The sequence below is a fragment of the Thermocrispum sp. genome, from assembly GCF_002919275.1.
GTDB lineage: Bacteria > Actinomycetota > Actinomycetes > Mycobacteriales > Pseudonocardiaceae > Thermocrispum > Thermocrispum agreste.
This window is the reverse complement of record NZ_PKFA01000051.1, coordinates 100,010-120,518: the sequence shown is the minus strand read 5'-3', so window position 1 is coordinate 120,518 and position 20,509 is coordinate 100,010. Positions and strand designations below refer to the sequence as shown.

15 protein-coding genes are annotated in these 20,509 nt (G+C 69.9%); 9 read left to right on the top strand and 6 right to left on the bottom strand.

Annotation, left to right across the window (positions count from 1 at the left end; all coding sequences use genetic code 11):
• The first annotated feature begins 55 nt into the window (after window positions 1–55).
• Window positions 56–715, top strand: a complete 660-nt coding sequence (locus CXP56_RS12285; RefSeq protein ID WP_286901196.1) for a GOLPH3/VPS74 family protein — start codon at window positions 56–58, stop codon at window positions 713–715.
• On the opposite strand, the gene CXP56_RS12280 is transcribed toward CXP56_RS12285, so the two are convergent.
• A complete protein-coding gene (locus tag CXP56_RS12280) occupies window positions 696–3,023 on the bottom strand; it encodes an FdhF/YdeP family oxidoreductase (RefSeq protein ID WP_051309680.1) in 2,328 nt (775 codons plus the stop codon). The genes CXP56_RS12285 and CXP56_RS12280 overlap by 20 nt on opposite strands.
• Window positions 3,024–3,098: 75 nt before the next feature.
• Here CXP56_RS12280 and CXP56_RS12275 point away from each other — a divergent pair, with 75 nt between their 5' ends.
• From CXP56_RS12275 to CXP56_RS12265, 3 genes are read left to right on the top strand one after another with little or no spacing between them, the layout of a single operon-like run.
• Window positions 3,099–3,446 (top strand): DUF488 domain-containing protein, encoded by a 348-nt coding sequence (locus CXP56_RS12275; RefSeq protein ID WP_028846343.1) that lies wholly within the window; start codon window positions 3,099–3,101, stop codon window positions 3,444–3,446.
• A gap of 33 nt (window positions 3,447–3,479) precedes the next feature.
• On the top strand, window positions 3,480–3,968 hold the full coding sequence (locus CXP56_RS12270) for an Rv1443c family protein (RefSeq protein WP_286901192.1): 489 nt from the start codon (window positions 3,480–3,482) through the stop codon (window positions 3,966–3,968).
• Between the two features lie 33 nt (window positions 3,969–4,001).
• On the top strand, window positions 4,002–6,626 hold the full coding sequence (locus tag CXP56_RS12265) for a valine--tRNA ligase (protein ID WP_286901190.1): 2,625 nt from the start codon (window positions 4,002–4,004) through the stop codon (window positions 6,624–6,626).
• Window positions 6,627–6,690: 64 nt separating this feature from the next.
• On the opposite strand, the gene betA is transcribed toward CXP56_RS12265, so the two are convergent.
• Window positions 6,691–8,409: a choline dehydrogenase gene (gene betA, locus CXP56_RS12260; protein WP_286901188.1), complete on the bottom strand. Its 1,719-nt coding sequence runs from the start codon at window positions 8,407–8,409 to the stop codon at window positions 6,691–6,693.
• On the bottom strand, window positions 8,406–9,890 hold the full coding sequence (locus tag CXP56_RS12255; protein ID WP_286901235.1) for an aldehyde dehydrogenase family protein: 1,485 nt from the start codon (window positions 9,888–9,890) through the stop codon (window positions 8,406–8,408). The genes betA and CXP56_RS12255 overlap by 4 nt, the downstream gene beginning before the upstream one ends.
• Before the next feature lie 266 nt (window positions 9,891–10,156).
• Here CXP56_RS12255 and CXP56_RS12250 point away from each other — a divergent pair, with 266 nt between their 5' ends.
• The 3 genes from CXP56_RS12250 to CXP56_RS12240 all read left to right on the top strand — a co-directional run bounded on the left by CXP56_RS12250 (window position 10,157) and on the right by CXP56_RS12240 (window position 14,622).
• The gene (locus CXP56_RS12250; RefSeq protein WP_028846346.1) at window positions 10,157–10,933 is read left to right on the top strand and encodes an IclR family transcriptional regulator; all 777 of its coding nucleotides are present in this window, start codon (window positions 10,157–10,159) and stop codon (window positions 10,931–10,933) included.
• Window positions 10,934–11,216: 283 nt separating this feature from the next.
• Entirely contained in the window at window positions 11,217–13,580 is a 2,364-nt protein-coding gene (locus tag CXP56_RS12245) for an arylsulfatase (RefSeq protein WP_286901186.1), read from the top strand.
• Between the two features lie 67 nt (window positions 13,581–13,647).
• A complete protein-coding gene (locus CXP56_RS12240) occupies window positions 13,648–14,622 on the top strand; it encodes a formylglycine-generating enzyme family protein (protein ID WP_028846348.1) in 975 nt (324 codons plus the stop codon).
• 81 nt (window positions 14,623–14,703) lie between these two features.
• Here CXP56_RS12240 and CXP56_RS12235 read toward each other — a convergent pair whose 3' ends face one another.
• Both CXP56_RS12235 and CXP56_RS12230 read right to left on the bottom strand, forming a co-directional pair.
• Window positions 14,704–16,197, bottom strand: a complete 1,494-nt coding sequence (locus CXP56_RS12235) for a CoA-acylating methylmalonate-semialdehyde dehydrogenase (RefSeq protein ID WP_028846349.1) — start codon at window positions 16,195–16,197, stop codon at window positions 14,704–14,706.
• Entirely contained in the window at window positions 16,194–17,486 is a 1,293-nt protein-coding gene (locus tag CXP56_RS12230; RefSeq protein ID WP_028846350.1) for an aspartate aminotransferase family protein, read from the bottom strand. The genes CXP56_RS12235 and CXP56_RS12230 overlap by 4 nt, the downstream gene beginning before the upstream one ends.
• A gap of 135 nt (window positions 17,487–17,621) precedes the next feature.
• Between CXP56_RS12230 and CXP56_RS12225 the strand changes: the two genes are divergently transcribed.
• Entirely contained in the window at window positions 17,622–19,268 is a 1,647-nt protein-coding gene (locus tag CXP56_RS12225; protein WP_286901181.1) for a PucR family transcriptional regulator, read from the top strand.
• Between the two features lie 7 nt (window positions 19,269–19,275).
• Here the strand turns inward: CXP56_RS12225 and CXP56_RS12220 are convergent, their stop codons facing one another.
• Window positions 19,276–19,824: a GNAT family N-acetyltransferase gene (locus CXP56_RS12220; protein ID WP_051309682.1), complete on the bottom strand. Its 549-nt coding sequence runs from the start codon at window positions 19,822–19,824 to the stop codon at window positions 19,276–19,278.
• 158 nt (window positions 19,825–19,982) lie between these two features.
• On the opposite strand from CXP56_RS12220, the gene CXP56_RS12215 reads away from it, so the two are divergent.
• On the top strand, window positions 19,983–20,495 hold the full coding sequence (locus tag CXP56_RS12215) for a lytic polysaccharide monooxygenase auxiliary activity family 9 protein (RefSeq protein WP_286901179.1): 513 nt from the start codon (window positions 19,983–19,985) through the stop codon (window positions 20,493–20,495).
• Window positions 20,496–20,509: the final 14 nt, after the last annotated feature.

The window sequence follows — 20,509 nt, the reverse complement described above, 5'->3', positions numbered from 1 at the left end:
ACCTCTTCCGCCGCGGCCTTTGTGCGCGAGCCACGAAACGCACTACTGTGGCGAGATGCTGCTCGCCGAAGAACTCCTGTTGCTCGCTTACGACGACCATACGGGTCGCCAGGCGTGGGGTTCCAACATCGACTACGCCTTGGCCGGTGCCGTGCTGATCGAATTGGCCGACCTCGACCACGTGCGGCTGGACGGCACGGGCCGCAAGGCACGCCTGGTGGTCCGCAGCACGTCGCCCACCGGTCATCCGGTGCTCGACGCATGGCAGGGCAAAGTGGCCGACCAGGCGGGCCGCAAGCCCAAGGACGTCGTCGGGAAGCTGGCCACCGGGTTGCGCGAGCGGCTGCTGGACCACCTGGCCCAGCGCGGCATCCTGCGCAGGGAGCGGGACAGGATCCTCGGGCTGTTCCCGACCACCCGATGGCCGGCCCACGACTCCACGCACGAAGCCGAACTGCGGGCTCACCTGCGCCGCGCCCTGGTCGACGGTGTCCAGCCGGAGCCGCGGCTGGCCGCGCTGATCGCCCTGCTGCACGCCGTCGACGCGGTGCCGCGGGTGGTCGGCGCTGCCGACCGCAAGCTGGCCAAGCAGCGCGCCAAAGCCATCGCGGAAGGCAACTGGGCCTCGGACGCCACCCGGAAGGCGATCGAGGAGATGACCGCGGTGGTGGCCACCGCCGCCATCATCCCCGTCATCACCGCGGCCGGTTCGTGACCGGCCGCGCCGCGTCCTGGCCGTCGTCCCTGGGCTCCAGGCGCACGATGATCGACTTCGACGCCGGCGTGTTGGAGATCTCCGCGACCGCCTGCACCGGAACCAGGGCGTTGGCCTCCGGGAAGTACGCCGCCGCACAGCCACGCGGTGTCGGGTAGGCGACGGTCCGGAACCGCTCCGCCCGGCGTTCGGTGCCCTCGAACTCGGAGATCACGTCCACCAACTGACCGTCGCGCAGCCCGCGCTCGGCCAGGTCCTCGGCGTTGACCAGCACCACCCGGCGGCCGTTCTCGATGCCCCGGTAACGGTCGGACAGGCCGTAGATGGTGGTGTTGTACTGGTCGTGGCTGCGCAGCGTCTGCAGGATCAGCCGCCCGGGCGGGACCCGCAGCACCTCGATCTCGTTGACGGTGAAGTTCGCCCGCCCGGTGGCGGTGGGGAACTCACGCCGGTCCCGCGGCGGATGCGGCAGCACGAACCCGTCCGGCTGCCGCACCTTGGCGTTGTAGTCGTCGCAGCCGGGCACCACGCGGGCGATGTAGTCCCGGATGGTGTCGTAGTCCTTCTCGAACGACGACCACGGCACCGGGTGATCCGGGCCGAACAGCGCTCGGGCGAGGCCGCACACGATGGACACCTCGCTGCGCAGTTTCGGGCCGGCAGGCGCCAGCGTCCCCCGCGAACGGTGCACGACGGACATGGAGTCCTCGACCGTGACGAACTGCTCCCCGCCGGCTTGCAGGTCGCGCTCCGTCCTGCCGAGCGCGGGCAGGATCAGCGCGGTGCGGCCGGGCACCACGTGCGACCGGTTCAGCTTGGTCGACACGTGCACGGTCAGCTCGCACGACCGCAGCGCCTGCTCGGTGAACGCGGTGTCCGGGGTGGCGGACACGAAGTTGCCGCCCATGGCCATGAACACCTTCGCACGGCCGTCGGCCATCGCCTTGATCGCTTCCACGGTGTCGTAGCCGTGCTTGCGCGGCACCTTGATGTCGAACTCGCGCTCGAGCGCGGCCAGGAACGGCTCCGGCATCTTCTCGTAGATGCCCATGGTGCGGTCGCCCTGCACGTTCGAATGGCCGCGTACCGGGCACGCGCCCGCGCCCGGTTTGCCGATCATGCCGCGCAGCAGCAGGACGTTGACGATCTCGCGGATCGTCGGCACCGCCTTGCGGTGCTGGGTCAGGCCCATCGCCCAGCACACGATGGTGCGCTCGGAGGCGGCGAACATGTCCGCGACCCGCTCGATCTTCTCCCGGGTCAGCCCGGTGGCTTCGAGGATGTCGTCCCACGACACCTCGGTCACGTGCTTGCGGTAGTCCTCGAAGCCCGCGGTGTACCGCTGGACGAACTCGGTGTCCACCGCGTCCTTGGCCACCAGCAGCCTGCCGATGGCGGTGAACAACGCCAGGTCGCCCGCGATGCGCACCGGGACGAACTCGTCGGCCAGCGGGGTGCCCTTGCCGATCAGCCCGCGCACCTTCTGCGGGTTGCGGAAGCGCATCAGGCCCGCTTCCGGCAACGGGTTGATCGCGATGATCTTGGCGCCGTTGTCCTTGGCCCGTTCCAGCGCGGACAGCATCCGCGGGTGGTTGGTGCCCGGGTTCTGGCCGACCACCACGATCAGGTCGGCCATGGCGAAGTCGGCCAGGGTGACCGAGCCCTTGCCGACGCCGATCGTCTCGGTCAGCGCCGCACCGGAGGACTCGTGGCACATGTTGGAGCAGTCCGGCAGGTTGTTCGTCCCGAAGCTGCGGACCAGCAGCTGATAGGCGAACGCGGCTTCGTTGGACGTGCGGCCCGACGTGTAGAAGATCGCCTCGTCCGGGCTGCTCAGCCCCTTCAGCTTCGCGGCGATCAGCGCGAACGCGTCGTCCCACTCGATCGGCTCGTAGTGCGTGGCGCCCGGCCGCAACACCATCGGCTCGGTGATCCGGCCCTGCTGGCCGAGCCAGTAGTCGGTGCGCTCGGCCAGTTCCGCGATCGGGTGCTGGGCGAAGAACTCCGGTGTCACCCGCCGCTTGGTGGCCTCCTCGGCGACCGCCTTGGCGCCGTTCTCGCAGAACTCGATCGGTTTGCGTTTCTCGCCTGCCGCTTCCTGTGGCTCCGGCCAGGCGCATCCCGGGCAGTCGAAGCCGTCCCGCTGGTTGATCAGCCGGAGTGCGCGCACACTGCGCACCGGACCGACCTGCTCGACCGTCCGTTTGACCGAGACGGCGACGCCCGGAAGGCCGGCCGCCCAGTCCTTCGGCTTGCTGACTTCCAGTTGCGATTCGTCGATGTCCGTCCGGGGTGCTTTGCGTGCCACGTTCCCCATGATGCACCCGTTGGCAACCGGAACCGAGGGCCGAAAGGGGCCGTTGGGGATCGTTACGCTGGCGATATGCGCGTCCGCAGGGTCTACGACGAGCCGTCCCCCAGCGACGGCACCCGTGTGCTGGTGGATCGTGTGTGGCCACGCGGCGTCCGCAAGGACAGTCTGGACGCGGAATGGCTCACCGACGTGGCGCCGTCGGCCGAACTGCGCCGCTGGTTCGGGCACGATCCGGAGCGCTTCGCCGAGTTCGCGCGCCGCTATCGCGCCGAGCTGGAGTCCGAGGCCGCGCAACGCGGGCTGGACCGGTTGCGCGAGCTGGCCGAAAGGGGACCGGTGACGTTGCTGACGGCCACGCGGGACGTCCGGCATTCACACGCCGCGGTGCTGGCCAAGGTGCTCGACGAAAGCGATTGACGAAAGGGATCGACGAAAGGGATCGACGCCGTCATGGACAGGACGGTGCGCGTGGAGTCGGTGCTGAACGCCGACGCCGACGCGGTATGGGAGCGACTGCAACGGACGGAGACCGTCAGCTACGTGCTACGCCCGTGGATCCGATTGCCGGTGCTGCGCTCGTACACCGACCTGCCCCGAGAAGGCGATTCGCTGACCGGCTGGCTGTTCCTGCTCGGCCTCGTCCCGCTCGGCCGCTACACCATCACCGTGGCGAAGGTGGATCCGGCGAGCCGCACGCTGCGCAGCGAGGAACGCGGCGGCGTCGTGCGTCGCTGGCAGCACACCCTGCACGCCGAGCCGGCCGGGCCGGGACGGTGCCGATACACCGACACCGTGCTGATCGACGCCGGGATGCTCACGCCGGTGGTCGCGAAGTTCGCACGGTGGCTGTTCCGGTATCGCCATCGCCGCTGGTCGCGACTCGTCCGGCGAGACGGCCCCGGTGCGGCCGGGCGGGCGGCGAAGGGGGAATCCGAGTGAGGCGGCCAACAGCGGATTCGTAGACTGCAGAACGTGACCGACAACGCTTCTCGCCCCAGCACTGATCTGCCCACCGCATGGAACCCGGCCGAGCACGAGGCCGAGCTGTACCAGCGCTGGGTAGACGCGGGCTACTTCACGGCGGAGGCGGACTCGGAGAAGCCGCCGTACACCATCGTGCTCCCGCCGCCGAACGTCACCGGTGCGATGCACATGGGGCACGCCCTGGACCACACCCTGATGGACGCGCTGACCAGGCGCCGCCGCATGCAGGGCTACAACGTGCTGTGGCTGCCCGGCACCGACCACGCGGGCATCGCGACGCAGAACGTCGTCGAGCGCGAGCTGGCCAACGAGGGCCTGTCCCGCCACGACCTCGGCCGCGAGAAGTTCGTCGAGCGCGTGTGGGAGTGGAAGGAGACCTACGGCGGCAAGATCCTGTCCCAGATGCGCCGCCTCGGCGACGGCGTGGACTGGACCCGTGAGCGCTTCACGATGGACCAGCAGCTGTCCCGCGCGGTGCAGACGATCTTCAAGAAGCTCTACGACGACGGGCTGATCTACCGCGCCGAGCGCATCATCAACTGGTGCCCGCGGTGCCACACCGCGCTGTCCGACATCGAGGTCGAGCACGCCGACGTCGACGGCGAGCTGGTGTCGATCCGCTACGGCGACGGGGAGAACTCCATCGTGGTGGCCACCACCCGGGCCGAGACGATGCTCGGCGACACGGCGGTGGCCGTGCACCCGGACGACGAGCGGTACAAGCACCTGGTCGGCACGGAGGTGGAGCTGCCGCTGACCGGCAGGCGGATCCCGATCGTGGCCGACGAGCACGTCGACCCGGAGTTCGGCACCGGTGCGGTCAAGGTCACCCCGGCGCACGACCCGAACGACTTCGAGATCGGCAAGCGGCACGACCTGCCCGCGCTGACGATCATGGACGAGCAGGCCGTGATCACCGCGCCCGGCCCGTTCCAGGGCCTGGACCGGTTCGAGGCACGGCCCGCCGTGGTGGCGGCGCTGCGGGAGCAGGGCCGGATCGTCGCGGAGAAGCGCCCGTACGTGCACGCGGTCGGCCACTGCTCGCGGTGCGACACGATCGTCGAGCCCCGGCTGTCCATGCAGTGGTGGGTGCGTGTGGCGCCGCTGGCGAAGGCCGCCGGCGACGCGGTGCGCGACGGCCGGACCACCATCCACCCGCCGGAGCTGGCCAAGCGCTACTTCGACTGGGTCGACGACATGCACGACTGGTGCATCTCGCGCCAGTTGTGGTGGGGCCACCGCATCCCGGTCTACTACGGCCCGGACGGCCAGGAGATCTGCCTCGGCCCGGACGACGAGCTGCCGCCGGGGGAGTGGGAGCAGGACCCCGACGTGCTGGACACCTGGTTCTCCTCCGGGCTGTGGCCGTTCTCCACGCTCGGCTGGCCGGAGGACACCGCCGACCTGCGCACGTTCTACCCGACCACCGTCCTGGTCACCGGCTACGACATCCTGTTCTTCTGGGTGGCCAGGATGATGATGCTGGGCACCTACGCAATGGACGGCAAGCAGCCGTTCGACCACGTGTTCCTGCACGGCCTGATCCGCGACGCGACGGGCAAGAAGATGTCCAAGTCGCGCGGCAACGTCATCGACCCGCTGGACTGGCTGAACGAGTTCGGCGCGGACGCCACCCGGTTCACTCTGGCCCGCGGGGCGAACCCGGGTGCCGACATGGCGATCGCGCGGGAGTGGGCCGCCGGGTCCAGGAACTTCTGCACCAAGCTGTGGAACGCCAGCCGGTTCGCCCTGATGAACGGGGCGCGGGTGGCGGACCTGCCGGAGGGCGCCGAGCTCACCGACGCGGACCGGTGGATCCTGGACCAGCTCGACCAGCTCGTGGTGCAGGTGGACGAGCGGTTCGAGCAGTTCGAGTTCGCCAAGTTGTGCGACGCGCTCTACCACTTCACCTGGGACGAGTTCTGCGACTGGTACGTGGAGCTGGCCAAGGTGCAGCTGGCGGAGGGCGGCCAGCGCGCCGAGACCACGCGGGTGGTGCTCGGCCGGGTGCTGGACACGCTGCTGCGGCTGCTGCACCCGGTGATCCCGTTCGTCACCGAGGTGCTGTGGACGTCGCTGACCGGCGGGGAATCGCTGGTGATCGCCGAGTGGCCGAAGTCGGCCGGGCAGCAGCCCGACCAGGCGGCGGCGCGACGGATCGCGGACGTGCAGCGGCTGGTGACCGAGATCCGGCGGTTCCGCTCCGACCAGGGCCTCAAGCCGGGGCAGCGGGTGGCGGCCCGGCTGTCCGGCCCCGGACTGGCGGAGCTGGCCGCGCACGAAGCGGCGGTGCGCTCGCTGGCCCGGCTGAACACGCCGGACGACGGATTCGATGCCACGGTCTCGGTCGAGGTGAACCTGACCGGCGGCGTGGTGGCGGTGGAACTCGACCTGTCCGGCGCCGTGGACGTGGCCGCGGAGCGCAAGCGCGCCGAGAAGGACCTGGCCGCCGCCCGCAAGGAGCTGGAGCAGGCCGAGAAGAAGCTGTCCAACCCGTCGTTCCTGGAGAAGGCACCGGCCGACGTGGTGGAGAAGGTCAAGGCGCGCAAGGCCGCGGCGGAAGCCGACATCGAGCGGATCACCGCCCGGCTGGAGGCGCTGCCGACCGCCTGATCACCCGAGGTGTGCGACAGCCGGCCCTCCGCTGTCGCGAGGGCCGGCTGTCTGCTGCGGACGGCTACTGCTCCGGCTGCTCTTCGGCGCCGGCTTTCTGTTTCTCGCCGGCTTTCTGTTCCTCCTTGCGGTGCCGGTAGAACGGCACATCCGCGGGCGGCAGGGGAGTGTTGCCCGTGATCAGGTCGGCTGCCTTCTCCGCGAGCATGATCACCGGCGCGTAGATGTTGCCGTTGGTCAGGTACGGCATCACCGAGGCGTCGACCGCGCGCAGCCCTTCCACCCCGTGCACGCGCATGCTGAGCGGATCGACCACGTCGTTCTCGCCGATACCCATCCGCGCGGTGCCGCACGGGTGGTAGGCCGTCTCGGCGTCCTTGGCCACCCAAGCCAGGATCTCCTCGTCGGTCTGCACCGACGGCCCCGGCGAGATCTCGCCCGCGTCGTACGGTCGGAGAGCGGGCTGGCTGAGGATCTTGCGCGCCACGTGAATCGCCTCGACCCACTCCTTGCGGTCGTTCGGCGTGGACAGGTAGTTGAACCGCAGCGCGGGTGGCTCTTTCGGGTTGGCCGAGCGGATGGTGACCGAGCCGCGCACGTCGGAGTACATCGGCCCGATGTGCACCTGGTAGCCGTGTTCCGCGTCGACCGGGGTGCCGTCGTAGCGCACCGCGATCGGCAGGAAGTGGAACATCAGATTGGGGTAGTCGACCTCGTCGTTGCCCCGGACGAAGCCGCCCGCCTCGAAGTGGTTGGTCGCTCCGGGTCCCTTCCTGCCGAGCAGCCACTGCAGGCCGATCTTCGGGCGGTTGCGCAGCTTCAGCGCCGGGTTGAGGCTGATCGGCTGCTTGCACGCGTGCTGCACGTACACCTCGAGGTGGTCCTGCAGGTTCTGGCCGACGCCCGGCAGCGGCGCGACCACGTCGATGCCGAGCGGGCGCAGCAGCTCGGGATCACCCACCCCGGACAGCTGGAGCAGCTGCGGGGTGTTGAAGGCGCCGCCGCACAGGATGACCTCTCCCGCGCTGACCCGGCGCACGCGGCGGCTGCCGAAGCGGGTGTACTCCACGCCCACGGCGCGCTTGCCGTCCGGCCCGCCGAAGACCACCCGGTGCACGTGGCAGAGGGTCTTCACGGTCAGGTTCTCCCGGTGCTTGACCGGGTGCAGGTAGGCGCGAGCGGCCGACCAGCGCCTGCCGTTCTTGATGGTGCGGTCGAACCGCGCGAAGCCTTCCTGCCGGTAGCCGTTGACGTCGTCGGTGAGCGGGTAGCCGGCCTGGGTCGCCGCCTCCAGGAAGGCGGAGAACAGCGGGTTGGTGGCCGGGCCGCGCTCCAGCCAGAGCGGGCCGCCCTGGCCGCGCCAGTCGTCCGCGCCCGCCGTGCAGTGCTCCATCTTCTTGAAGTAGGGCAGGCAGTGCGCGTAGTCCCAGGTCTCCATGCCCGGGTCGGACGCCCAGCGCTCCAGGTCCATCGGGTTGCCGCGCTGGAAGATCATGCCGTTGATGGAGCTGGAGCCGCCCAGCATCTTGCCGCGGCCGTGGTAGACGCGGCGGCCGCCCATGTACGGCTCGGGCTCGGACTCGTAGCGCCAGTCGTACAGCGGGTTGCCGATCACCATCGTCAACGCCGCCGGCATGTGCGTGAAGATGTCCCAGGAGAAGTCGCTCCGGCCGGCTTCCAGCACGAGGACGGTCGTCGACGGGTCGGCGGACAGCCGGTTCGCCAGCACGCAACCGGCCGAACCGCCGCCCACGATCACGTAGTCGTACGTCGCGGTGCTCATACGCCTCCGTTCCCGGCGAACCAGCGCAGCGGCGCGGGCCGCGTGTTCTGGTAGATGTGCTTGCTTTCCCGGTACTCGTCCAGCCCGGTCGGCCCCAGTTCCCGGCCGATCCCGGACTTGCCGAAGCCGCCCCACTCGGCCTGCGGCAGGTACGGGTGGTAGTCGTTGATCCAGACGGTGCCGTGCCGCAGCGCCCCGGCGACCCGCTGGGCGCGCGAGGCGTCGTTGGTCCACACGGCGCCGGCCAGGCCGTACTCGGTGTCGTTGGCCAGCCGGACGGCTTCTTCCTCGGTGCGGAACCGCTCGACGGTGACCACCGGTCCGAAGACTTCCTCCTGCACGATGGCCGAGTCCGAGGCGACGTCGGTGAAGATCGTCGGCCGCAGGAAGTAGCCGTCGCGCAGCTCGGGGTCGTCCGGCCGGGTGCCGCCGCACACCAGCCGCGCCCCGTCGGCGACCGCCTGCTCGATGTACTTCTCCACCTTCGCGCGGTGCTCGGCGGAGATCAGCGGCCCGCATTCGGTGTCGTCGTCCAGGCCGTTGCCCAGCACGATCGCCTCGGCCCGGCGGGCCATTTCGGCGACGAAGTCGTCGTGGATGTCCTCGTGCAGGATCAGCCGCGAACCGGCGGAACACACCTGGCCGGAGTGCAGGAACGCCGCGGCGAGGGCGTAGTCCACCGCCGTGTCGAGGTCGACGTCGGCGAAGACCACGTTCGGGTTCTTGCCGCCCAGCTCGAGCGCGACCCGCTTCGGCCCGGCCGCGGCGGCGGCCATGATCCGCCGTCCGGTGGCCAGCCCGCCGGTGAACGAGACCATGTCCACGTCCGGATGGGAGACCATGCGCTCGCCCACCACGGCCCCCGACCCAAGCACGAGGTTGACCACGCCGTCCGGGACACCGGCTTCGGCGAGCAGCCGGACCAGGTGGATGGTGGTCATCGGCGTCAGCTCGCTCGGTTTGACGACCACGGCGTTGCCCGCGGCCAGCGCCGGAGCGATCTTCCAGGAGATCTGCAGCAGCGGGTAGTTCCACGGCGCGATGAGCGCGCAGACCCCCACCGGTTCGTGGACGATGCGGCTGATCGCGTCCGGATTGCCGGTGTCGACCACGCGCCCGGCGTCCTTGTCCGCCAGGTCCGCGTAGTAGCGGAAGACCGACACGACGTCGTCGACGTCGATGCGGCCCTCCTTGACGGTCTTTCCGGTGTCGAGGCACTCGGTGCGCGCCAGCTCCTCGCGGTCCCGCACCAGCAGGTCCGCGACCCGGCGCAGCAGGTCGCCCCGCTCGGTGGCGCTGGTCGACCCCCACCACTCGGGCTGGGCACGCTTCGCCGCGGCCACTGCGGCGTCGACATCCTCCGCCGTGGCCTCCGAGACGGTCGCCAGCTCCGAGCCGTCGAACGGGTTGTAGATCGTGCGTGTGGCGGGCGTCTGTGCCGTGGAATCGGTCCAGGCCCCCGCGATGAACAAGTCCTTCATGCCGCCGAAGTCATCCGCTCGGGTACGTCGTTCCGGCACGTCGAGCTCCGCGGGCCGACGCGGCCCGTCCGGGAGCCGCCGTCCTCGTCGACGGCGTACGGCGTGCCGAGCCCACCCTACGCTCGGCCGTCGCGGCGCACACGCCGACCGACGGCCAAAGTTGCGTAGTCCGAAACCAGTGTACTGATGCGCAACAGAGTCACGGAGGTTGCGGCGGGTCGTCACATCGCGGCGCCAGCCGCCAGGGTAGCGATTACTGTTGCGACATGGGCAACTCGCCGCACGACCGTGAGGCGGGCGTGGTGCAGTCGGTCGATCGCGCCATCGCGATCCTGGAACTGCTCGCGAGCGCGGGCGAGGCAGGCATCACCGAGATCGCCGAACACCTCGGCGTCCACAAGTCGACCGCTTCCCGCCTGGTGGCCACGTTGCAGGCGCGCGAGCTGGTGGAGCAGCACGGCGAGCGCGGCCGCTTCACCTTGGGCATCGGCGTGCTGCGCTTCACCGGGGCCCTCGGTCGTCAGTCCGAGATCGTCCGGGTCGGGACGCCGTTGTGCGAGGAGCTGGCGGACAAGCTCGGCGAATCGGTGCACATCGCGGTGCTCGACGGCGCCGACGTCATCAACATCTGCGAGGCGCGCGGCCCTGCGGCGGTGTCGACACAGAACTGGATCGGACAGCGGACGCCTCCGCACACGTCCTCCAGTGGCAAAGTGCTGCTGGCCGCCGCGTCACGGGCGCAGCAGGACGAGATCCTGAGCAAGGAGCTGGAGGCGGTCGCGCCGCGCACGATCACCGACCCGCGCAGGCTCCGCGAGGAACTGGAGCGGGTACGCCGCGACGGCTACGCGGTGGCCATCGAGGAGTTCGAACCTGGCTTGCACGGCGTCGCGGTGCCGGTGCACGGCAGGGGGGACGCCGTGATCGCTGCAATCAGCGCCTCCGGGCCGGCCTACCGGATGAAGCGCAAGCAGATGCGCGAGATGGTCGCCGAGCTGCAGGTAGCTGCGCGCGAGCTGTCCGCGCGCCTGGGCCACCGGTGATCCGGTCGTAAGCGGCACCCGATCGTTCGCCCATTGGGCGGTATTGACAACCCCGGCCGTCCGACTGCATCGTCGAAGTTGCATATAGGCCAATTAGTTGCGTATTACGCGACCCAGCCGCTTCGGCTTGGCCTCCCGACCGTCGTGGACGTGGCGGTGCCTGTATGCCTTCCATGCGTCGCGCCGACCGAGGCCTGCGCGTGCGCCGCAGGAGCCGGGGCTGGGCGAAGTGGCGAGGCTGCACGGTTCGTGTCGCGCAGGCGAGCACCGAGGGAGTACCGCGATGCCTGAACCGCACGCCGGCAGGTATCACCTGCCGATACCGGACGATCCCCGCCCGTCGGCGACGGCGGTCGATGTGCGCAACCAGCACCCGCCCTTCTCGCCGCCGCGGCCAGTGCGTCCCCCGGAGGGCGCGCCGAACGTGGTGGTGGTGCTCATCGACGACATGGGCTACGGGGCACCGAGCGCCTACGGCGGGCCCTGCCACATGCCCACGGCCGAGCGGCTGGCCGCAGGCGGCCTGCGCTACACCCGTTTCCATGTCACGGCGCTGTGCTCACCGACCCGGCAGGCGTTGCTGACCGGGCGCAACCACCATTCGGTGGGCATGGGCGTGACCACCGAGATGTGCAGCGCCGCCCCCGGGTACAACGGCATCCGGCCGCGCAGTGCGGCCACGTTGGCCCAAGTGCTGGCGGGCAACGGGTACAACACGGCGGCGTTCGGCAAGTGGCACCAGACGCCGGTGCGGGACGTCAGCCCTGCCGGCCCGTTCGACCGGTGGCCGACCGGGGAAGGGTTCGAGAAGTTCTACGGCTTTCTCGGCGCGGAGATGAACCACTGGTATCCGCTGCTGTTCGACGGCACCACGCCGATCGAGCCGGACCGCCGCCCCGAGGACGGCTACCACCTGTCCGAGGACCTGGTGGACCAGGCGATCTCCTGGATCACCGACCAGCACACCCTCAAGCCGGATGTGCCGTTCTTCGTCTATCTGGCCTTCGGCGCCACGCACGCGCCGTACCACGTGCCCAAGGAGTACCGGGAGAAGTACCGGGGCAAGTTCGACCACGGCTGGGACCGACAGCGCGAGATCACCCTGCAGCGGCAGAAAGAGCTGGGTGTCGTGCCACCGGACACCGAGCTGGCGCCGTGGCCGGACGACGTGCCGCACTGGGACGAGCTGTCCGGCGCCGAGAAGCGGGCGGCGGCCTCGTTGATGGAGCTGTACGCCGGGTTCGCCGAGCACACCGACGTGCAGGTCGGGCGGCTGGTGGACGCGTTGGAACGGCTAGGCGTGCTGGACGACACGCTGATCGTCTACATCCTGGGCGACAACGGCGCTTCCGGGGAGGGCGGTGTCGGCGGCACGCTGAACGAGCACCGGATCGCCAGCGGGCTGGTCGACTCCGCCGAGTTCATCAACGCGCACGACGACGTGCTGGGCGATCCGACCACCCACGTGCACGGGCCGGTCGGCTGGGCGCTGGCGATGAACACCCCGTTCCAGTGGACCAAGCAGGTCGCCTCCCACTTCGGCGGCACCCGGGACGGCATGATCATGCACTGGCCGAACGGGATCGCCGACCGCGGCGGCATCCGGCAGCAGTTCCACCACGTCATCGACATCATGCCGACGATCCTGGACGTGGCCGGGATCCCGCAGCCGGCCTCGGTCGACGGGGTGGCGCAGCAGCCCATCGAGGGCACCAGCATGCGCTACACGTTCGACGACCCGGACGCCGAGGACCGGCGGCGGGTGCAGTACTTCGAAATGGTCGGCAACCGCGGCATCTACCACGACGGCTGGATGGCGGTCACCCGGCACGGCACGCCGTGGGAGATGGTGCAGTCCGGCACACCGCGCTCCTACGACGACGACGTCTGGGAGCTGTACCACGTGGCCGAGGACTTCTCCCAGGCGCGCGACCTGGCTGCCGAGCACCCGGAGAAGCTGCGCGAGCTGCAGCAGCTGTTCATGATCGAAGCGGCCAAGCACAACGTCTTCCCGCTCGACGACCGGATGACCGAGCGGGAGAACCCCAAGGAAGCGGGCAGGCTCGACCTGCACGGCGACCGCAACGTCATCACGTTCCACGGCCCAGGGCTGCGCCTGACCGAGGAGACCGCGCCGAACGTCAAGAACCGCTCGTTCACCATCACCGCCCAGGTGGAGATCCCGGACGGCGGCGCAGGCGGGGTGATCGTGGCGCAGGGCGGTCGCTTCGGCGGCTGGTCGTTCTACCTGGTGGACGGCAAGCCGAGCTATGCCTACAACTACTTCGGGCTGTCCGTGCAGAAGATCACCGCCCCGGCACCGCTGCTGCCCGGCAGGCACGAGTTGGTGTTCGACTTCAGGTACCACGGCGGCGGGGTCGGTCGCGGCGGCACCGGGACGCTGCTGGTCGACGGGGAGAAGGTGGCGCAAGGACAGATCGAGGCGACGATCCCGTACTACTTCGCCTTCGACGAGACCTTCGACGTCGGCTGCGACCGGGCGACCCCGGTGACCGACGACTATCCGGTGGTCGACAACGCGTTCACCGGCACGCTGCACACGGTGCGGTTCGATCTTGCCGACGACCAGTGCAGCGATCTGGCCAGCGAGCAGGCGAGGGAGCGGTGCCGTGCCGCCCACGAGTGACGGCGGCGGACGTTCCGGCTGTTGCGGTGTCTCCGCCGCACGCACGGGTCCAGGCGGCGCCCCGGCTATGCCGCAGTCACCCGAGGTGTCGGCATCGCGGGCCTCCGGGGCGCGGCCGGAGGTTCCGGCGGCGCGCACATCGGCTCGTTCGCCTGACGCTCGGCCGCCCGGCGACCCGCCCGGCACCGATGGCCTGATCCGGCTCGACGGCGGCGAATTCCTCATGGGCAGCGAGGATCCTCGGGCGTATCCGGAGGACGGGGAAGGACCGGTGCACCGGGTGCGGCTCGCCCCGTTCCTGATCAGCCCGACCGCGGTGACCAACGCCGAGTTCGCCGCCTTCGTCGAGGCCACCGGCTACCGCACCGAGGCGGAACGGTACGGCTGGTCGTTCGTCTTCGCGGGCCTGCTCCCGGACGACTTCCCACCGACCCGCGGGGTGGCGGCGGCGCCGTGGTGGCGGCAGGTCGAGGGCGCAGACTGGCGGCATCCGTGCGGTCCGCAGTCCGATCTCGACGGGCTGGAGGACCACCCGGTGGTGCACGTGTCGTGGCATGATGCGGCGGCCTACTGCGCGTGGGCGGGGGTACGGCTGCCGACCGAAGCCGAGTGGGAGTACGCCGCCCGCGGCGGGCTCACCGGCTGCGCGTTTCCGTGGGGCGACGAGCTCGAACCCGGCGGCAAGCACCGGATGAACGTCTGGCAGGGAACCTTCCCACAGCACAACACCGAAGCCGACGGGTGGCTGGGTACATGTCCGGTGCGGGAGTACGAGCCCAACGCTTTCGGTCTCTACAACATGACCGGAAACGTGTGGGAATGGTGCCATGACTGGTTCGACCCGACGTACTACCTGCGTCGCGTCGGTGACAACCCGCGCGGACCCGAGTCGGGCGTGCTGCGCAGCACGCGCGGCGGTTCGTACCTCTGCCACGAGTCGTACTGCCGCCGCTACCGGGTCAGCGCCCGGCAAGGACTGACGCCGGACTCGTCCACCGGGAACACCGGATTCCGGGTCGCCGCCGACGTCCCGCGGAGCTGACGACCGCCCGAAGCAGCAGGCGCCCGCCGCATCGCTGCGACGGGCGCCCAGCGGTCGGTGAACGACCGGATCAGTGATGAATCAGTTCTGCGGGAAGCCGAGGTCGACTCCGCCGTGCGACGGGTCGAGCCAGCGGCTGGTGATCACCTTGGTGCGGGTGAAGAAGTGCACCGCGTCGGGTCCGTAGGCATGCGTGTCGCCGAACAGCGACGCCTTCCAGCCGCCGAACGAGTAGTACCCGACCGGGACCGGGATGGGCACGTTCACGCCGACCATGCCGACCTCGATCTCGTGCTGGAACCGGCGCGCCGCACCACCGTCGTTGGTGAAGATCGCGGTGCCGTTGCCGTACTGGTTGCTGTTGATCAGCTCCACCGCCTCCGGGTACGAGCCGGCGCGCACCACGGACAGCACCGGGCCGAAGATCTCGTCGGTGTAGATCGACATGTCCGGCTTGACGTGGTCGAACACCGTGGGGCCGAGCCAGAAGCCGCCGGGCTCGCCGTCGATGGTGTGCTCGCGGCCGTCCAGCACCAGCTTGGCGCCCGCTTCCAGGCCGGCGTCGATGTACGAGGCCACCTTGTCCCGGTGCTGCTTGGTCACCAGCGGGCCCATCTGGCATCCCGCCCGCTTGCCGTCTCCGACGTGCAGTTTCTTGGCCCGCTCCACGATCTTGTCGACCAGCTCGTCACCGATCGGGTCGACCGCGACCACCACGGACACCGCCATGCAGCGCTCACCCGCCGAGCCGAAACCGGCCGACACGGCGGCGTCGGCCGCGCGGTCGATGTCCGCGTCGGGCAGCACCACCATGTGGTTCTTCGCGCCGCCGAGCGCTTGCACCCGCTTGCCGTGCGAGGTGCCGGTGGCGTAGATGTAGCGCGCCACCGGGGTGGAACCGACGAACGAGATCGCCTTGACGTCCTCGTGCGCCAGCAGGCCGTCCACGGCCACCTTGTCACCGTGCAGCACGGTGAACACGCCGTCCGGCAGGCCCGCCTCCTTCAGCAGCTGGGCGAGCAGGATCGACGCGGACGGGTCCTTCTCGCTCGGCTTGAGCACGACGGCGTTCCCGCACGCCAGCGCGGCCGGGATGAACCACAGCGGCACCATGGCCGGGAAGTTGAACGGCGAGATGATGCCGACCACGCCGAGCGGCTGCCGGATCGAGTACACGTCGATGTTGGTCGAGACGTTCTCGCTGAAGCCGCCCTTGAGCAGCGCGGGGATGCCGCAGGCGAAGTCGACCGACTCGATGCCGCGGGCGATCTCGCCCAGCGCGTCGTCGACCACCTTGCCGTGCTCGCTGGTGATGATCTCGGCCAGCTCGCGCCGCTTGGCGTCGAGCAGGCTGCGGAAGGCGAACAGCACCGCCTGCCGCTTCGCCAGCGAGGTGTCCCGCCACTTCGGGAACGCGGCCTTCGCGCTGGCCACGGCGGCCTCGATCTCCTTGGGGCCGGCGAAGTCGACCCGCGCGGTGACCTCACCCGTCGCCGGGTTGTAGACCTCACCGCTGCGCTCGGCCTCACCGTCCCACAGCTTGCCGTCGATCCAGTGCGTGATTCGCGCGGTCATCGCGTAACCTCCTGTGCCGCCGCCACGGCGTCCCGAATGGCTGCCAAGCCTTCGTCGATTTCCTCGGTCGTGATCGTCATCGGTGGGGCCAGCCGGATGACGTTGCCGTGCAGACCGCCCTTGCCCACCAGAACACCCCGTGCCCGGGTCTCCTCCAACACCGCCGTCGCCAGGGTCGGGCTGGGAACCTTCCCGCCCGGCTCGACGAGCTCGATGCCGACCATCAGCCCCTTTCCTCGCACTTCACCGATGATGTCGTGATCGTTGGCGATCGCCTGCAGGCCGGTGAGCAGCCTGGCGCCTTGCACAGCGGCGTTGCGTTGCAAGTCGTGCGACTCCACGTAGTCGAGCACCGCCAGCGCGCCGGCGGTGGCCACCGGGTTGCCGCCGAACGTGGAGATCGAGTTGGCGCTCAAGCAGTCCATGATCTCCGCGCGCCCGACCACACCACCGATCGCCAAGCCGTTGCCGAGGCCCTTGGCGAACGTCATCAGATCCGGCGTGACCCCGTGCGCCTGGATGCCCCAGTAGTGCTCCCCGGTGCGGCCCCAGCCGGTCTGCACCTCGTCGGAGATGAACAAGATGCCGTACTCGTCCAGGACCTCCTTGAAAGCCGCGTAGAGGCCGTCCGGTGGCACGGTGAACCCGCCGACGCCCTGGATGGGCTCGGCGATCATGCATGCCACGTCGCCCGAGGTCGCCGTTTGGAGCACATCGCGCAGGTCGTCCACACAGGCCTGGATGTACTCCTCGTCGTCGAGGTGCGCGAACGGGCTGCGGTACCGGTAGCCGCCGTGCACGTAGGACACCCGCACCGGCGACAGCGCGCTGGCCGACCAGCCCCGGTTGCCGGTGACGCCGACGGTGGCGAACGCCCGGCCGTGGTAGCTGTTGCGGATGGCCAGCACCTGGTCGCTGCGGCGGTACTGGGTGGCCAGCAGCAGCGCGGTCTCGTTGGCCTCGGTCCCGGAGTTGGTGAAGAACACCTTGGCGTCGGGGATGCCGGACAGCTCGGCGATCCGCTCGGCGAGCTCGACCTGGCTGCGGATGAGATACAGCGTCGAGGTGTGCAGCACCCCGGAGTCGAGCTGCTTGCGGACCGCGTCGTTGACCTCGGCCACCCCGTAGCCCAGGGCGTTGGTCAGGATGCCCGCGAAGAAGTCCAGGTAGGTTCGACCAGTCGAGTCGGTCACCCGCCGTCCGTTGCCGTGCACGATCTCGATGGGTTCGTCGTAGTACAGCGCCAGCCAGCTGGGTAGCACGGCGCGGTGCCGATCGATGAGCTCCATGTCTCGAGTGTCGCCGCGGCCACCGGCGGACACCATGCACAACATGTATCGCCTGCGCGGCAATCGCCGTACATTGTGTCTTAACCGGCGGGAAACTTACGCCGGCACGGCCGCCGCGAGGGGGAGGAGAAACCGGTGTATCCGACGATTTCCGAGGTGCTGCGGCTGGAGCCGCTGCGGGTCGGGCGGCCCAGCGTGGTGGCCGGGGCCGGTGGGCTGAACAACCGGGTGCGCTGGGTGCACGTGGTCGAGGTGCCCGAGGTCGCACAGCTGCTCAGCGGCGGCGAGCTGGTGCTCACCACCGGCGTGGCGATGCCCAAGGACGACGACGGGCTCGCCGCCTACATCGACCAGCTGGCCGAGATCGGGATCGCCGGCCTGGTGATCGAGCTGGTGCGCCGGTGGACCGACCGGCTGCCGCCCGCGCTGATCGCCGCCGCGGACCGGCGTGACCTGCCGGTGATCACGCTCGCCGAGGAGACCCGCTACGTCGCGGTGACCGAGGCGATCGCCGGGATGATCTCCGAGGCGCAGGTCGCCGAGCTGCGTGCCGCGGAACAGATTCACGAGACGTTCACCGCGCTCACCGTCGCGGGTGCCGAGCCCGCGGAAGTGCTCCGGGAGGTCGTGGCGGCGTGCGGGCGCCCGGTGGTGCTGGAGACGCTCGGCCACGACGTGCTCGCCTACGACACCGCGGGCGAGTCGGCGAGCGAGCTGCTGGCCAACTGGGCGGAGCGGTCGAAAGCGGTGACGGTGGACGAGCGCACCGGGTGGGACGAGGATGCCGGCTGGCTGGTGACGGTGGTCGGGGCCAGGCGCAACGACTGGGGCCGGCTGGTGCTGATGTGCCCCGAGGAACCCAACCACCGGCTGATCGTGCTCATCGAGCGGGCCGCTTCGGCATTGGCCGTGCACCGGCTGGCGGCACGGGAACGGGAGAGCCTGGAGCGGCACGCCCACCGAACCTTGCTGTCCGAGCTGGTGTCGTCGCCGGTCGCGCCGACCGACCTGGCCGCACGGGCGAACGCGCTGGGGGTGCCGCTGCAGCATCGCAGGCTGGTCGGGGTGTCGGTGCGTCCGCGCACGCTCACCCCGCCGGGGCGGCGGCCTGCGATGGCGATGGCGACCCAGGAAGTGCTGCGTGACCTGGCGGAAGCGACCGTGCTGGCCGCGCGCCGCACACGAGTCGACGCGCTCGTCGGCGTCGTCGACGACACCGACGTCACGGTGTTGCTGTCGCTTCCCCTGCAAGCGGACGTGGACACCGTGCTGTCCAGGCTGTCGTCGTCCATTCACCGGGCCTCCGCCGCGGCGGCGCAGCCGATGCCGGTGGTGATCGGCGTCGGGACGGCGGTCGAGGAGATCTCCCAGGCACGCCGCAGCCTGCTGGAAGCCGGGCAGGTCGCCAGGGCGGTACCGGTGCAGCCGAATCCCTCGGGGGAATCGAAGGGATTCCACCGGCTGCACGACGTGCGGTTGCGCGGCCTGCTGCACCTGCTGGCCGACGACGAACGCGTCGTGGCGTTCACCGAGCGCGAGCTCGGCCCCCTGCTGGCGCGTGACGAGGCACGAGGGAGCCGCCTGGTGGACACGCTCAAGCACTACTGCGTGCACGGCGGCAACAAGTCCGCTGCGGCTGCCGCGGCGCACGTCTCGCGCACCGCCTACTACCAGCAGTTGGCGCGCATAGAGCAGGTTCTCGGTGTCTCGCTGGACGACCCGGAGTCGGTGCTGTCGCTCTACGTCGCGTTGCTCGCCCGGGAGATCCGCCAGTCGCGCTGACGGCGCGTCACGGCGGCGGCGGGTCGTCGGCGAGCCTGGCGAAGATCAGCGTGTCGGTCCACTCGCCCTTGCACCACCAGTTCCGGCGCAAGTGGGCCTCCTGTCGCATGCCCACGCGCCTGGCCAGCCGGGCCGAAGCGGTGTTGCGCGCGTCCATTTGCGCGGCCACCCGGTGCAGTCCGTACACCTCGAACGCGGCGGACAGCACCGCACGCGCCGCTTCCGCCGCCAGGCCCCGGCCGCCGTAGTCGGGGTCGAGGGTCCAGCCGATCTCGGCCAGCCGGGGATGCTCGGTGGTCCACAGCCCGAGGTCCCCGATGACGACGCCGTCGTGCTCCAGCACCAGCGCGAGCGCTTTGGCGTCGGTGTCCAGGCCGGTCTTGGGGATGCGCTTGGCGACCTCCTGCTCGGCGTACTCCGCCGTCCAGGGCCCGACGAGCAGGTAGCGCGCGACGTCGGGCCGGGAGTGGAACCTGAGCAACTCCGCGGCGTCTTCCGGCCGATGCGGACGGAGCACGAGCCGGTCGGTTTTGAGCGGTAAGTCCAAAGAGTGCACCAACGTGCACCTTAGCGGTGTCGGAGCGAACACGTGCCGATGGCATGAACGGGCAGGCCGGCCGGCACGGCCTAGGCGCAGGTGAGCGCGGGAGTCATGCTGAAAAGTGGTCTAGACCACATCTCGCCTCGAGGTCCCTGCCGTATCGAGGAGGAATCATGACCAAACGCATCTCGACGATGCTCGCCGCCGTGGCCTTGACGCCGTTGGCCATGCTGGTGCTCCCCACCGCGTCGGCCAGTGCACACGGATACATCTCCAACCCGCCGAGCAGGCAAGCCCAGTGCGCGCAAGGCATCGTGCAATGCGGGCAGATCACCTGGGAGCCGCAGAGCGTCGAAGGGCCGAAGGGCCTGCGCAGCTGCAGTGGCGGCAATGCCAGGTTCGCGGAGCTGGACGACGACAACAAGGGGTGGGTGGCGACGCCGGTGTCGCGTTCGGTGTCGTTCACGTGGACGTTCACCGCGCCGCACCGGACGTCCAACTTCGAGTACTACATCGGTGACCGGAAGGTGGCCGATTTCGACGGCGGGGGACAGCAGCCGCCCAACGGGCTGACCCACACCATCGACCTGAGCGGGTACAGCGGCAAACAGAAACTGCTGGCCGTGTGGAACATCTACGACACGGCGAACGCGTTCTACGCGTGCATCGACCTGGACATCAGGTGATACGTGACCCAGAT

Coding starts and splice junctions, on each gene's coding strand:
- CXP56_RS12235 (WP_028846349.1), bottom strand. CDS start 16,197: ATGACCGCGCGAATCACGCACTGGATCGACGGCAAGCTGTGGGACGGT.
- betA (WP_286901188.1), bottom strand. CDS start 8,409: ATGAGCACCGCGACGTACGACTACGTGATCGTGGGCGGCGGTTCGGCC.
- CXP56_RS12215 (WP_286901179.1), top strand. CDS start 19,983: ATGACCAAACGCATCTCGACGATGCTCGCCGCCGTGGCCTTGACGCCG.
- CXP56_RS12285 (WP_286901196.1), top strand. CDS start 56: ATGCTGCTCGCCGAAGAACTCCTGTTGCTCGCTTACGACGACCATACG.
- CXP56_RS12270 (WP_286901192.1), top strand. CDS start 3,480: ATGGACAGGACGGTGCGCGTGGAGTCGGTGCTGAACGCCGACGCCGAC.
- CXP56_RS12250 (WP_028846346.1), top strand. CDS start 10,157: ATGGGCAACTCGCCGCACGACCGTGAGGCGGGCGTGGTGCAGTCGGTC.
- CXP56_RS12255 (WP_286901235.1), bottom strand. CDS start 9,890: ATGAAGGACTTGTTCATCGCGGGGGCCTGGACCGATTCCACGGCACAG.
- CXP56_RS12275 (WP_028846343.1), top strand. CDS start 3,099: ATGCGCGTCCGCAGGGTCTACGACGAGCCGTCCCCCAGCGACGGCACC.
- CXP56_RS12240 (WP_028846348.1), top strand. CDS start 13,648: ATGCCGCAGTCACCCGAGGTGTCGGCATCGCGGGCCTCCGGGGCGCGG.
- CXP56_RS12230 (WP_028846350.1), bottom strand. CDS start 17,486: ATGGAGCTCATCGATCGGCACCGCGCCGTGCTACCCAGCTGGCTGGCG.
- CXP56_RS12245 (WP_286901186.1), top strand. CDS start 11,217: ATGCCTGAACCGCACGCCGGCAGGTATCACCTGCCGATACCGGACGAT.